This window comes from Sporosarcina sp. NCCP-2331 (assembly GCF_023707945.1).
Taxonomy (GTDB): domain Bacteria; phylum Bacillota; class Bacilli; order Bacillales_A; family Planococcaceae; genus Sporosarcina; species Sporosarcina cascadiensis.
Genome location: NZ_BRCD01000020.1, coordinates 41,156 through 54,948, shown reverse-complemented (window position 1 = coordinate 54,948; position 13,793 = coordinate 41,156). Strand labels below are relative to the sequence as shown.

Annotated in this window: 12 protein-coding genes and 1 other annotated feature; all 12 genes read left to right on the top strand. The window is 46.4% G+C overall.

The window, feature by feature from the left end; translation table 11 throughout:
* The first annotated feature begins 126 nt into the window (after positions 1-126).
* The 12 genes from NCCP2331_RS12405 (at position 127) to gltX (ending at position 13,150) form a co-directional block, all read left to right on the top strand.
* Complete coding sequence (locus NCCP2331_RS12405) at positions 127-324, top strand: hypothetical protein (RefSeq protein WP_153722532.1); 198 nt, start codon at positions 127-129, stop codon at positions 322-324.
* Between the two features lie 164 nt (positions 325-488).
* The gene (locus NCCP2331_RS12400) at positions 489-1,088 is read left to right on the top strand and encodes a biotin transporter BioY (protein WP_251671053.1); all 600 of its coding nucleotides are present in this window, start codon (positions 489-491) and stop codon (positions 1,086-1,088) included.
* Positions 1,085-2,089, top strand: a complete 1,005-nt coding sequence (gene bioB, locus NCCP2331_RS12395) for a biotin synthase BioB (protein WP_251671052.1) — start codon at positions 1,085-1,087, stop codon at positions 2,087-2,089. Before NCCP2331_RS12400 ends, bioB begins: the two co-directional genes overlap by 4 nt.
* A 916-nt stretch (positions 2,090-3,005) precedes the next feature.
* Entirely contained in the window at positions 3,006-3,476 is a 471-nt protein-coding gene (locus NCCP2331_RS12390) for a CtsR family transcriptional regulator (protein WP_153722535.1), read from the top strand.
* An 11-nt stretch (positions 3,477-3,487) separates the two neighbouring features.
* Entirely contained in the window at positions 3,488-4,039 is a 552-nt protein-coding gene (locus NCCP2331_RS12385; protein WP_251671051.1) for a UvrB/UvrC motif-containing protein, read from the top strand.
* Entirely contained in the window at positions 4,029-5,117 is a 1,089-nt protein-coding gene (gene mcsB, locus NCCP2331_RS12380; RefSeq protein WP_251671049.1) for a protein-arginine kinase McsB, read from the top strand. The genes NCCP2331_RS12385 and mcsB overlap by 11 nt, the downstream gene beginning before the upstream one ends.
* 185 nt (positions 5,118-5,302) lie before the next feature.
* Entirely contained in the window at positions 5,303-7,750 is a 2,448-nt protein-coding gene (locus tag NCCP2331_RS12375) for an ATP-dependent Clp protease ATP-binding subunit (protein ID WP_153722538.1), read from the top strand.
* An 82-nt stretch (positions 7,751-7,832) separates the two neighbouring features.
* Positions 7,833-9,203 carry a DNA repair protein RadA gene (gene radA / locus NCCP2331_RS12370; RefSeq protein ID WP_251671047.1) on the top strand — a complete coding sequence of 457 codons (1,371 nt, stop codon included), beginning with the start codon at positions 7,833-7,835 and terminating at the stop codon, positions 9,201-9,203.
* 129 nt (positions 9,204-9,332) lie between these two features.
* On the top strand, positions 9,333-10,424 hold the full coding sequence (locus tag NCCP2331_RS12365) for a PIN/TRAM domain-containing protein (protein ID WP_153722540.1): 1,092 nt from the start codon (positions 9,333-9,335) through the stop codon (positions 10,422-10,424).
* A 27-nt stretch (positions 10,425-10,451) separates the two neighbouring features.
* The gene (gene ispD / locus NCCP2331_RS12360; protein ID WP_251671045.1) at positions 10,452-11,132 is read left to right on the top strand and encodes a 2-C-methyl-D-erythritol 4-phosphate cytidylyltransferase; all 681 of its coding nucleotides are present in this window, start codon (positions 10,452-10,454) and stop codon (positions 11,130-11,132) included.
* A 13-nt stretch (positions 11,133-11,145) separates the two neighbouring features.
* Positions 11,146-11,625: a 2-C-methyl-D-erythritol 2,4-cyclodiphosphate synthase gene (ispF, locus tag NCCP2331_RS12355; protein WP_251671042.1), complete on the top strand. Its 480-nt coding sequence runs from the start codon at positions 11,146-11,148 to the stop codon at positions 11,623-11,625.
* Between the two features lie 64 nt (positions 11,626-11,689).
* Positions 11,690-13,150 (top strand): glutamate--tRNA ligase, encoded by a 1,461-nt coding sequence (gene gltX / locus NCCP2331_RS12350; protein ID WP_251671040.1) that lies wholly within the window; start codon positions 11,690-11,692, stop codon positions 13,148-13,150.
* 55 nt (positions 13,151-13,205) lie between these two features.
* Positions 13,206-13,419: a binding site (T-box leader), on the top strand.
* Positions 13,420-13,793: the final 374 nt, after the last annotated feature.

Sequence of the window (13,793 nt, the reverse complement as noted above, 5' to 3'; positions counted from 1 at the left end):
TAATCATAGCGGCTTTGTCGGCATTCGTCAAGTGAACGTTTGGTGAAGTTGGCGGCGCCCGGCCGCATAGAGAAAAGAGTAACACTATGATAAAATTAAATGAATAAAAGGAAAAGGTGAGGTATTATGCAGTTTTTTAAATATTCCGTTCCAATAGCGGCCATTGTTGCCACAATTGCTTGGATCATGCTTGATAATAATTATTCTGAAGTGGCATGGGACACACGCGTATGGATTACATTCGGAGCAGCAGCCATAAGCGGCATTCTCGCTTTCTTTTTGTTCCGGAAAGAAAAAGAAGAGAAGATTGATAAGAAGAAGTAAATTGTGGTTAATTCGTTTGAACAGCTAAAATAAGATAAAAGTCAAGACCGACAGCAATTCGCTGCTGGTCTTTTTTATTGTTAACCTAAATAAAAATCCGGTTGACATAAAATGAGTTAACTATTACTATTTTTATAGTAACCAAAAAGTTAAGGGGTGTAAGGATGACAACAATTACAGAAGGACGTACGAAAAATCAGCTGGGGGCGCTGGCAGTTGTATACAGCGGAATGTTCGCGGCACTTATGATGATAGGAGCCAATATTACATCCATTCTGCCATTCCTGGTAGTCATGAATGTACCCATCACACTTCAGACGTTCTTTGCGGTCTTGTCTGGATTATTGCTTGGCAGCCGTCTAGGGGCGCTGTCGATGACTGTGTATATGCTGGTCGGTCTTGCGGGAGCACCGGTATTTGCCAGATTCTCAGGAGGGTTCGGTCAGATTTTAAGCCCGACTTTCGGCTTTATCGTTTCATTTATTCTCGTTGCCTATGTTGCGGGAAAGATCGTAGAGCGGAAAAACACGCTGCCGGCTTTTATTACAGCAGCACTCATCGGGACGGCAATTAACTACCTAATCGGAACAAACCTGATGTACGCTGCCTATAAAATGTGGGCTGCGGCACCGGAAGTATTCACCTATAAGATTGCGTGGATTTGGATGGTTCCGCCGCTGCCGAAAGATATTATACTGGCTGTGCTTGCAGGAGTCTTTGCATTTAGAATTTCAAAACACTTGAAAGTGAGGCGGACATTATGACGAATTATCAACTGCTGGCTGATAGAGTCTTGGAGGGGCATGTACTGACGGACGAGGAAGCGCTGTCCATTCTAAATAGTCCCGACAAGGATTTATTGATGCTTCTTCACGCAACGTATTCCATTCGCTCTCATTACTATGGAAACAAAGTGAAGCTCAATATGATTATTAATACAAAGTCAGGGCTTTGTCCCGAAAACTGCGGCTATTGTGCGCAGTCGATCATATCAAAAGCGCCTGTTGAAAAGTATGCCATGATGAAATCGGAAGAAATTCTGGAAGGGGCAGAGCGCGCTGCTGCTAATAAAGCGGGTACCTACTGCATCGTGGCGAGTGGACGCGGACCCCGTGACAGTGAGCTTGAAATCGTGATTGATTCGGTGAAGAAAATCAAAGAAAAGCATGAAGGAATGACGGTCTGTGCATGTCTCGGCATCTTGAAGCCGGAGCAGGCAGTACGTTTGAAAGAGGCAGGCGTGGATCGTTATAACCACAACTTAAACACGTCTGCCGAGCATCATGAAAGCATTACGACATCGCATACGTATGATGACCGTGTAAACACAGTAGGCCATGCGAAAGAAGCAGGTATATCCCCTTGTTCCGGCGTCATTGTCGGGATGCGTGAGACGAAAGAAGATGTCATTTCGATGGCGCACAGCCTGCGGGTTCTAGATGCAGATTCTATTCCGGTGAACTTTCTGCATGCGGTGGACGGGACGCCGCTTGAAGGCACATCTGAATTGGACCCGCGCTATTGTCTGAAAGTGCTCAGCCTGTTCCGCTATATTAATCCGACGAAAGAAATTCGGATTTCAGGCGGACGTGAAGTGAATCTGCGCAGTCTGCAGCCCCTTGGTTTATATGCAGCCAACTCCATTTTCATTGGCGACTATCTGACAACTGCGGGGCAAGAGAATGACAAAGACCGCCAGATGCTTGAAGACATGGGCTTTGAAGTCGATCTGGAACCGCTGAAAAAAGAAAAAGTATCTATATAAGTGGCTCTTCACCAAAACATGTGCTTGACAACCCGTCACGTGCATGTTGGCAGTGTGTGGATTTACTATGTGCGGATTTCGTTTCTCGACTTTGTAGGGATTTTAATTGAAGTGTGAGTTTGCAGTTTAAACCCGCTTCGGCGCTGGGGGATTGCCTTACGCTATGAGCCTACTGGCGAAGAACGTGCCAGCAGTCTCACAGCAACGGCCGACCCCGCAGTTGCGCCAGCGCTGGTGTGGGAGAAAGTACAATGTACTGATTTTTTTGCAGAGTATGAATTAGCTTGTCTTGTTCTGTATCTCGAGTTTGGAAATGCATCGATCACAAGAATCTAAGCCTTTGCAGGATGATAAGTATTGCATGAAAAACCTTACCCATTGTAATAGCCCCAAATCGTGTGCTCATACTGCCTGCTCACACAAAAAGTCTTGAAACACCAGCCAGTGTACCGAAGTGGAAGGCGGCGACTCTGGGAGGATCAGCCCGACAGGTGAGCCAACTTGCGGGAGCGCAGCGAGAGCCGTCACGAAGAACGGCTTTTGCGAGTAAAAGCGAAGCGTTAGGAGCACATCTTTGCACTTCAAGTTGGCTCACCGCGGGCCCTCCAGAACGCGTCCGCCTAGAACGGAAATCAACGGTACTAGGTAACTTATAGAATGCTTATTTATTAACACAACTTATATATAAACGAATGAAAACCGTGCAGATCTTACTGTGCGGTTTTTTATGTCGAAGAAAAGGTAGTAAATTCATGAATAATCGGACGCAGAGAGTGAAAGCCTAGCGCTAGCAGGATTGGCAAAAACTGCCGTCCGTACAAAACATATCAATTGCATCCGACCCGTTTTCTGCGATACAATCAAGTCAAAGATAGTCAAAGTCAACTAGACGAACGAGCAGAAACGAGGTGACGAGATGCGGAATATTTCTGACATTATAGAAGGATATTTGAAGGCGATCATCGAAGAGGAAGGTAGTGCTTCTGTTGAAATCAAACGGAATGAAGTGGCTGAGAAATTCCAATGTGTTCCTTCACAGATCAATTATGTAATCAAAACCCGTTTTACAGTCGAAAGAGGCTATGCAGTGGAATCGAAACGGGGCGGCGGCGGTTATATCCGGATCTATCGGGTGAAGACGAACTCCCGTAAAGATTTACTCGAACAAGCAGTGGAAAGTCTGGAAGATGAAGCGTCCTCCACAATGGCGGAAGACGTAATTTATCGATTAATTGAAGAAGAAGTGATTAACGAGCGCGAAGCGAAGCTCATGCTGGCAGCTGTCGGCCGCAATACATTGCGCTATATGCTTCCTGAGCGCGATGCATTGCGTTCGCGTATCCTTCGTGCCATGTTAGTGACGTTAATTTATGAAGAAGTGGATTGAGGTGGATATACATGCTATGTGAAAACTGTAAAGAGCGGCCGGCTACCGTAGTTTTCAAACAGGAAACGATGAACGGTGTGACCGAACGGCATCTATGCGATAAATGCGCGTTTTATTCTCAGACATTTTCATTCAGTCCGGATCAGGAACCTTTATCCATCCAGCAGTTTTTAGCTCATTGGCTGGGCGGTTCGGACTTGCTGCAGGAACAAAAATCAAATGAAACGATGCCGGAGGGTCCGAAATGTCCAAATTGCGGACTCACATTCCACAGCTTTCTGGACATCGGTAAATTTGGCTGTGCGACATGCTACGACGCATTTCGTGAACAGCTGCCGAGAGTATTTGCTAAACTGCACAACGGCAATGCGAGCCATGGCGGAAAAATCCCTGTTTCCTTCAATGAACGTTTTGCCTTAAAAAAACAGCTGGAAGACATTCGTTCGAAAATGAAGGATGCAGTCGAAGCAGAACGGTTTGAAGAAGCTGCCGAGCTGAGAGATGAAGCCAATCAGGTGAAACAGCAACTGGCTGACGGGGGTGACGATCAGCATGTCATTTGAAAAATTTATTAATCAAGAGCTGACCGGCTGGATGGTGGCGAAAGGTGAGCATTCGGATATTGTGCTCTCTACGCGAATCCGTTTAGCGCGCAATTTACAAAGTCAGCTGTTTCCGATCTGTGCATCCGCAGAAGATGCGAAACAGGTCAATGAAGCTGTCGACCAGGCGGTGTCTTCAATGGAAGAACTGCATTTTGCTGGCACAAGCATGTCTGATCTGACATTGCTGGAACGGCAAATACTTGTAGAAAAACATTTGGTGAGCCCGCAACTGATTAATCCCGAAAAATACGGTTCTGTTCTGCTTTCTGAAGATGAAACGATCAGTATCATGGTGAATGAAGAAGACCATATTCGCATTCAATGTATTTATCCCGGATTTCAAATCGAAAAGGCTTATGAACAGGCGGATAAAGTAGACAGTGAAATCGAAAATAATCTGGACTACGCATTTGATGAGACATTCGGCTATCTGACGAGCTGTCCATCCAATACAGGTACGGGCATGCGTGCCTCTGTCATGATGCATCTGCCGGCTCTGACAATCACTAAACAGATTGAGCGGATTGTCCCGGCTATCTCCAGGCTCGGCATGGTAGTGCGCGGGAGTTATGGCGAAGGCAGTGAAGCGCTCGGTAATATTTATCAGATTTCCAATCAAACGACACTCGGTAAATCAGAAGAGGAAGTGCTGAAGGATCTCGAGAATATTTCAAAACGTTTAATTGGTCACGAAAAGAAATCACGTGAGCTGCTGCTGGCGAAATCACAAGTTCACTTGGAGAATCGCCTGTATCGTTCGCTCGGCACAATCACACATGCCAGGATCCTGCCGACAGCAGAAGCGGCGAGATGTTTGTCTGACGTCCGTTTGGGTATTGATTTAGATATCATTAAAAATATCGATATGACGATTTTGAATGAGTTGATGATATTTATGCAGCCGGGTTTCCTTCAGCAGTACGCGGGCACAGAGCTGACATCTGACGAACGTGATGTTTTCCGTGCTCAATTATTCCGTGACCGACTGAGTATTGAAAGGTCACAAACTGCTGAGTCGGACACCAATGAAACGTAAGCAAAACTTTTGCAAGAACACAGATAACGATTTACAATTAATCAAATATAGTCAAAGTCAATGCATGAAATACGGTTTTTTAGGAAATGTATTGAATAGGTATAGTAGTAGGCAGTAAAGCAAGGATGCTATATGTGGCATAATATACAATATCTTTTACTTATGAAGGAAAGAGGGGAATGAATATGATGTTTAATCGATTTACACAACGTGCGCAAAAAGTTTTGCAATTGGCTCAGGAAGAGGCTATCCGTTTAAAACATGAATCTATCGGGACAGAGCATATTTTACTTGGTTTAATCCGAGAAGGCGGCGGCATCGCTGCGAAGGCACTGGAAGCGATTAATGTAAATGCGGATACGATTGAAAGAGAAGTGGAAGTGCTCGTAGGCGTAGGCTCAAAAGATGTGGGGCCCATCGTTCATTATACACCGCGTGCGAAACGCGTCATTGAACTGTCAGTCGATGAGTCACGTAAATTAGGTCATTCCTACATCGGTACAGAACACATTTTATTGGCCCTCATTCGTGAAGGAGAAGGCGTTGCAGCCCGCGTTCTGAACAATGCAGGCGTCAGTCTCAATAAAGCACGTCAGCAAGTGCTCCAATTGCTCGGCAATGATGAAAGTTCAGTTGCGAATAATGCAGGGACTGCTTCAGCGGCAACACCAACGCTTGACGGTCTGGCAAGGGACTTAACAGAAATTGCACGTGAAGGTACGCTGGATCCGGTGATCGGACGAAGCAAAGAAATTACACGTGTGATTGAAGTGCTGGCCCGCCGTACGAAAAACAACCCCGTACTTATCGGTGAACCGGGCGTCGGTAAAACAGCTATCGCAGAAGGATTGGCGCAGCAGGTCGTCAACAATGAAGTGCCGGAAATTCTTCGTGATAAGCGTGTCATGACCTTGGATATGGGGACAGTCGTTGCGGGTACGAAATACCGCGGAGAATTTGAAGACCGCATGAAAAAGGTGATGGAAGAGATTCGCCAGGCAGGAAATATCATTCTGTTCATCGACGAATTGCATACATTGATCGGCGCAGGCGGAGCGGAAGGTGCAATTGATGCATCGAATATTCTAAAACCTTCTCTTGCACGGGGAGAACTTCAGTGTATTGGAGCCACAACCTTAGATGAATACCGTAAATATATTGAAAAAGATGCAGCCCTTGAACGACGCTTCCAGCCGATCCAAGTAGATGAGCCGTCTGTAGAAGAGACTGTCCTGATCATCAGAGGACTTCGCGATCGCTATGAAGCACATCACCGTGTGAAAATTACGGATGAGGCAGTGGAAGCGGCTGCAAAAATGTCAGACCGTTATATTTCTGACCGTTTCTTACCAGATAAAGCGATTGATCTTATCGATGAAGCAGGATCAAAAGTCCGTCTTCGCTCCTATACAACACCTCCAAACCTGAAAGAGCTGGAAGTGAAGCTGGAAGCAATCCGCTCCGAGAAGAATGCGGCGGTTCAAAGCCAAGAGTTTGAAAAAGCAGCATCTTACCGTGATACGGAGCAAAAGATGAAGGAAGAGCTGGAGACGACGAAAGCGGCTTGGAAAGAAAAGCAAGGCCAGACCGAGTCTGAAGTTACAGTCAATGATATTGCGGCAGTTGTCGCTATGTGGACGGGTATCCCGGTCGATAAGATCGCCGAAACCGAGTCAGCCAAACTTCTGAAAATGGAAGAGATTCTGCATGAGCGGGTTATCGGCCAGAACGAAGCGGTCGTGGCGATTTCGAAAGCGATCCGCCGTGCGCGCGCCGGTTTGAAAGACCCGAAACGTCCGATTGGTTCCTTTATCTTCCTCGGTCCAACCGGTGTAGGTAAAACGGAATTGGCCCGTGCGCTCGCTGAAGTGATGTTCGGAGATGAAGATGCGATGATTCGCATCGATATGTCCGAGTATATGGAAAAACATGCGACGTCCCGTTTGGTTGGTTCACCTCCGGGTTATGTAGGTTATGAAGAAGGCGGCCAGCTGACAGAGAAAGTTCGCCGCAAGCCATACTCCGTTGTACTGCTCGATGAAATTGAAAAAGCGCACCCGGATGTTTTTAATATCTTGCTTCAAGTATTGGAAGACGGACGCTTAACCGATTCTAAAGGCCGTACAGTAGACTTCCGCAACACCGTTATGATTATGACATCAAATGTCGGGGCTACGGAGTTGAAGAAAAATCGTTATGTCGGCTTTAATATAAATGGCGGAGAATCTGATTACGCGGATATGAAGGAAAAGATGCTTGCTGAACTGAAGAAAACATTCAGACCTGAATTCCTTAACCGTGTAGATGACATGATTGTTTTCCATTCATTAGAAAAAGATCACTTGCGTCAGATTGTCAGCTTAATGTCTGATGATCTTGCGAAGCGGCTCGCTGAACAGGATATCGAATTAGTCTTGACGGAAGTTGCGAAAGACAAGATCACGGAGGAAGGATATGATCCGGAATACGGAGCCCGTCCATTGCGCCGTGCTTTGCAGAAACATGTCGAGGACCGATTGTCTGAAGAATTACTTGAAGGAAAAGTGCTGACAGGCGAAAAAGTCGTCATTGATGTAGAAGATGATAAATTCATTGTGCGGACTGAAAATAAGACCGAAGTTGTACAAAATTAATGTAAAGAAAAATTGTGATAGCTCGCTCGCTTAGTTTTTTAAAAGCGCAGCGAGCTGTCCTTTTCGTATGGGGAGAGAACATATGGCTAAACGCAAATCGAAATTTATGTGCCGCTCCTGCGGCTATGAATCACCGAAGTGGATGGGCCGCTGTCCGGGCTGCGGTGAATGGAACACGATGGATGAAGAAGTAGAAATCGTACAGAAAGGACCGCGCGCTGCGTTCCAGCATGGGGACAGAGTGAAGCAAAAAGCGCTCCCGATCAGCGCGGTCGAAACAGTGGAAGAACCTCGTGTGAAGACAGAGCTGAATGAACTGAACCGCGTATTAGGCGGAGGGATTGTCCCGGGTTCGCTCATCTTAATTGGCGGAGATCCGGGGATAGGAAAATCTACGCTTTTGCTGCAAGTGTCTTCCTTGCTCGCTAATCAGCAAGAGCGTGTGCTGTATATATCGGGTGAGGAGTCGATCAGGCAGACGAAACTGCGTGCCGAGAGACTGGGTGTTAAATCGGATGAACTGTATATTTACGCTGAAACAGATCTCGGCATGATCCACGAAACAATAGATGATGTAAAACCAAAATTCATCATTGTGGACTCCATCCAGACGGTGCATCATCCCGAAGTAACTTCAGCACCGGGCAGTGTGTCACAGGTCAGGGAGTGTACAGCCGAACTGATGCGTATTGCGAAAACGCAGAACATCGCCATCTTCCTTGTGGGACACGTAACGAAAGATGGACAGATTGCAGGTCCGCGTCTGCTGGAGCATATGGTGGATACCGTTTTGTATTTCGAAGGCGAGCGCCATCACACATACCGGATTTTGCGCAGTGTGAAAAACCGTTTTGGTTCAACCAATGAAATTGCAATTTTTGAAATGCTGCAGTCCGGTTTAAAAGAAGTGCTGAATCCGTCGGAACTATTTTTACGTGAAAGGTCACAGGGTGGGGGCGGTTCAACGGTTGTTGCTTCAATGGAAGGGACGCGGCCGATATTAGTGGAAATTCAGGCACTGATTACACCTTCAAGCTTCAATTATCCAAAACGGATGGCGACCGGAATCGACCAAAACCGTGTGTCGCTGCTAATGGCGGTACTGGAAAAGCGAGCCGGCATGATGCTGCAGACGCAGGACGCGTATATTAAGGTTGCGGGCGGGGTGAAATTAGACGAGCCCGCCATTGATTTGGCAGTCTTGCTGAGCATCGTCTCAAGCTATCGGGATACTGCGGTCGGCATTGGTGATTGTTTTATTGGAGAAGTGGGGTTAACGGGTGAGGTTAGAAGGGTATCGAGAATAGAACAGCGAGTTACGGAGGCTGCGAAACTTGGATTTGACCGCGTGATTATGCCCGCTTCCAATATGGGCGGCTGGGATATTCCGTCGGGTATTCAGGTGGTAGGTGTAGAAACGATATCGGAAGCACTTGGGATGGCATTTAAGTAAAGAAACTTTTATCCGTATAAATTGTCCTAGTAAGAGGAGTGAGGAATTATCAGAAATTCCTCACTTAACCTAAGCGGCTTGCTGCAATTCGTTGTATACTATGTAGAAAGGAAAAGGAGGTGGAAGAAAATGTTGAAAAGAGTAGTCCAATTATCTTTCTTGCTAATCGGAGGAACACTCGGTGTATTATTTTTACCGTACTTATTTGCCATGTTTGCATTCACGTCGCGTCCTATGATAGAAAACGCATATGTAGAAGCGATTTTAGGAGCGGTCATTCTATTTTTATTCAGCTTATTTTTAACCGAGCCGATTGTGAACTTTATTAAATGGATAGAAGAAAGACTATTGAAAGCACCGATTATGGACTTATTGTTCGGAACGGTCGGGCTCATCGTGGGACTGAGTGTGGCATTCTTAGTAAGTTTTGGCCTGAACGCAATGGAAATACCTGTTTTTTCTGCGGTACTTCCTATCTTGCTGTCGATTCTTCTAGGCTATTTGGGTTTCCAGGTCGGCTTTAAAAAGTGGGAGGAGTTCATCAACGCATTCTCCAATCTGCGCAGCACCAATACAAAGAAGAAAGAAGCGGCAGATGCAGCTGATGCTCCTGCGCCGCAGAAGGACGTCTATAAACTGCTTGATACAAGCGTCATCATTGACGGACGCATTGCAGATATCGCGGCGACAGGTTTTTTGCAGGGAATACTGGTTGTGCCTCAGTTCGTACTGACAGAGCTTCAGCATATTGCAGATTCCTCGGATACGCTGAAACGTACAAAAGGAAGACGCGGTCTGGATATTCTGAAACGGCTGCAAAACGACGATGGACCGACAGTCTTGATTACGGATGAAGATTTCAATGACGTGGCGGAAGTAGACTTGAAATTAGTGAAACTGGCAAAGAAAATGGAAGGCCTTGTCGTGACAAACGACTTTAACCTGAATAAAGTTTCGGATCTGCACGGTGTGGCGGTATTGAATATCAATGATCTCGCCAACGCGGTAAAGCCTGTGGTTATTCCGGGAGAAGAAATGCATGTGGTCGTCATTAAAGACGGCAAAGAGCATAATCAGGGGGTCGCGTACCTGGATGACGGCACGATGATTGTCATCGAAGACGGCAGATCGTATATTGGTCAGGCAATAGATGTCGTGGTGACAAGCGTTCTTCAGACATCTGCCGGAAGAATGATTTTTGCAAAACCGAAGGGCCGGTAATCCGGCTGCAGAAAGCAGAGGGAAAATGTGAACTATACCGTAATGATTCCGGCTGCAGGAAGCGGCAAGCGGATGGGAGCCGGACAAAACAAACTCTTTTTGGAGATTGGCGGAAAATCCATTCTCTATCATACAGTCAGCGTTTTTCAGGAAGATCCGCACTGTGAGGAAATCATCATTGCGGTGAAACCCGACGAACAGGCGGCAATTCAAGAGATACTCGAATGCAATGGCAGTGTAAAAGCTATTACCTTTGCAGAAGGCGGCGGCGAACGGCAAGACAGCGTAGCGGCGTGTATAGCAGCTTATAAAGGCAACGGCATTGTGCTCGTCCATGATGCCGCCAGACCTTTCCTTGATTCTTCTGTTATTCGGGAGCTGGTCAGCACAGCGAATGAAACGGGAGCGGCCATCGCGGCTGTCCGGGCGAAAGATACCATTAAACTAGCTGAAAACGGCACGGTGCAGCAAACTTTGAACCGTGAAAATCTCTGGCTTGTACAGACACCGCAGGCATTTCAGTATGACGTGCTGAAAAATGCCTCAGACTCTGCGATTCACGACGGCTTTTTGGGAACGGATGAGTCGATGCTGGTGGAACGGTCCGGTCACGGGGTGAGTGTTGTGGAAGGTTCGTATGATAATGTAAAAATGACAACCCAGGAAGATCTCGCAATCGGCGAAATCCTGCTGGCAAGAAGAAAGTAGGAGGAATCACCTCATGTTTCGAATTGGACAAGGTTTTGATGTACACGCATTCGCGGAAGGCAGACCACTCATTGTCGGAGGCATTACGATCCCGCATACAAGAGGTTTAATCGGCCACTCTGACGCAGATGTTCTGCTGCATACGGTAACGGACGCGGCGCTTGGAGCGATCGGGAAAGTGGATATCGGGACGCATTTCCCTGATACAGACGACGCATTTAAAGATGCAGATTCAGCTTTGCTTCTGGAAAAGGTATGGCAGATGGTCAAAGAAGAAGGCTATCGCCTTGGTAATATTGACTGTACGATCATTGCCCAAAAACCGAAGATGGCTCCGTATATCGGTGACATCCGAACGCGCGTAGCGGAATTGCTCGAAGCAGATCTGTCACAGGTCAATGTGAAAGCAACCACTACTGAACGTTTAGGTTTCCCCGGGCGTGAAGAAGGGATCGCTGCAATGGCGACGATCCTGTTAATGAAAAACGATTGACTTTCAAAATAGAGATGACGATGATAAAATAATAAGCAATTAATCCAGAACGGAGAGGTACAATATGACACAAGAAGTGAGAGTGCGTTATGCGCCGAGTCCAACAGGCCAATTACATATCGGCGGTGCAAGGACTGCGTTATTTAATTATTTATATGCCCGCCATTACGACGGCAAATTTATTATTCGAATTGAGGATACAGATACGGAGCGCAATATCGAGAGCGGTGAGCTGTCACAGCTTGAAAATCTGACTTGGCTCGGCATCCATCATGATGAATCGATTGATATCGGTGGAGAATACGGTCCGTACCGCCAAACAGAACGTCTGGATCTTTATAAGAAATATGCAGATGAAATGCTTGAAAAAGGTCATGCCTATAAATGTTTCTGTACGCCTGAAGAGCTTGAAGCAAAACGTGACGCACAAAAAGCTTCCGGTATTGCAGCGCCAATGTATGATGGAACGTGCAGACATCTGACAGCTGAAGAAGTTGCGGAGAAAGAAGCGGCTGGAATGACATACAGCATCCGTATGCGTGTGCCGGAAAATATAACATATACGATTGAAGATTTGGTCCGCGGTGTAGTAACGTTTGAATCTAAAGATATCGGCGACTGGGTAATGGTCAAGACAAACGGTATCCCTACGTATAATTTTGCAGTAGTAGTGGATGATCACCTGATGAAGATTTCCCATGTATTCCGTGGTGAGGAACATTTAACGAATACACCGAAACAGCTGATGATCTTTGATGTATTCGGCTGGGAACATCCTCAGTTCGGCCACATGACGCTGATCGTTAATGAAGACCGTAAGAAGCTCTCAAAACGTGATGAATCGATCATTCAGTTCATTTCGCAATATAAAGAGTTAGGCTATTTGCCAGAAGCGATGTTCAACTTCTTCGCTCTGCTTGGCTGGTCTCCGGGTGGTGAGGAAGAGATCTTCTCACATGATGAATTAGTGAGACTCTTTGATGAAACCCGTCTTTCTAAATCACCATCTATGTTTGATACGAATAAACTGACATGGGTGAACAACCAATACATTAAAAAGCTGTCGCTGGAAGAAGTGATCGATCTAACGCTGCCTCACTTGCAGGCTGCAGGTCTTGTGCCAGAGAAAATGTCGGAACAAGAACAGACATGGGTACATGACTTGATTGCGTTATATCAAGGCCAATTAAGTTTTGGCGCTGAAATCGTCGACTTATCCGCCCAGTTCTTCCAGGACACTGTTGAATATGATGAACAAGCGACTGAAATTTTGTCGGGTGAACAAGTACCTGAAGTCATGGCTTCATTGAAGAATCAATTAGAGGCTTTAGAAGTATTCGATGCGCCGTCTATTAAGGCAGCCATTAAAGCAGTTCAAAAAGAAACGGGTCATAAAGGCAAGAATTTATTCATGCCGGTCCGTGTCGTAGCTACAGGCCAGACATCAGGACCTGAGCTGCCCGACGCAATTGCGCTGATCGGAAAAGAAAAAATCCTTCAGCGTGTCGAAAAATTTGCAAAATAATCAATATTGACATTTCTTCTGTTTTGTGTAAAATGGACATAATATGAAACTTCATAGTAAAGCGTTGAGAAGGAAAGTACATGTTGAATGCTCTGCAGAGAGGGTCACCAAGGCTGCAAGTGACCTGAGTAAATTCAAAATGGAAATGCACCTTTGAGCGATGAGCTGAAATTTGAGTAGGCCATACGTTTTGTCTGCGTTAAAGACTTTAAGCGGGAAGATACAATCTTCCAAGCGGAGTGGAACCACGCAACCAATGCGTCTCTGTCATCAATTGACAGGGGCGTTTTTTATTTGCAAAAGCGGAAAGCGCCGCTTAGCCTCGACAGGCGTTGGAGGTCTTACCAAAAAGGCGTCCTTTGCCTTTCTGGTAAGACCGAAACGACCCGAGAGGCTGGCGCTTGCAGCTGGATGAAACAAAAGCGGAAAGCGCCGCTTAGCCTCGACAGGCGTTGGAGGTCTTACCAAAAAGGTGTCCTTTGCCTTTCTGGTAAGACCGAAACGACCCGAGAGGCTGGCGCTTGCAGCTGGATGAAACAAAAGCGGAAAGCGGCTGTCCAGAGGCGGCAGGCATAAGACGAAGATGCGAAGCGGCGTTCTGTGCCGCACAGCAGCTTTGACTTATGACCCGAGCCTCTAGCCG

Coding starts and splice junctions, on each gene's coding strand:
- NCCP2331_RS12400 (WP_251671053.1), top strand. CDS start 489: ATGACAACAATTACAGAAGGACGTACGAAAAATCAGCTGGGGGCGCTG.
- NCCP2331_RS12390 (WP_153722535.1), top strand. CDS start 3,006: ATGCGGAATATTTCTGACATTATAGAAGGATATTTGAAGGCGATCATC.
- mcsB (WP_251671049.1), top strand. CDS start 4,029: ATGTCATTTGAAAAATTTATTAATCAAGAGCTGACCGGCTGGATGGTG.
- NCCP2331_RS12375 (WP_153722538.1), top strand. CDS start 5,303: ATGATGTTTAATCGATTTACACAACGTGCGCAAAAAGTTTTGCAATTG.
- bioB (WP_251671052.1), top strand. CDS start 1,085: ATGACGAATTATCAACTGCTGGCTGATAGAGTCTTGGAGGGGCATGTA.
- gltX (WP_251671040.1), top strand. CDS start 11,690: ATGACACAAGAAGTGAGAGTGCGTTATGCGCCGAGTCCAACAGGCCAA.
- NCCP2331_RS12365 (WP_153722540.1), top strand. CDS start 9,333: ATGTTGAAAAGAGTAGTCCAATTATCTTTCTTGCTAATCGGAGGAACA.
- NCCP2331_RS12405 (WP_153722532.1), top strand. CDS start 127: ATGCAGTTTTTTAAATATTCCGTTCCAATAGCGGCCATTGTTGCCACA.
- radA (WP_251671047.1), top strand. CDS start 7,833: ATGGCTAAACGCAAATCGAAATTTATGTGCCGCTCCTGCGGCTATGAA.
- ispF (WP_251671042.1), top strand. CDS start 11,146: ATGTTTCGAATTGGACAAGGTTTTGATGTACACGCATTCGCGGAAGGC.
- NCCP2331_RS12385 (WP_251671051.1), top strand. CDS start 3,488: ATGCTATGTGAAAACTGTAAAGAGCGGCCGGCTACCGTAGTTTTCAAA.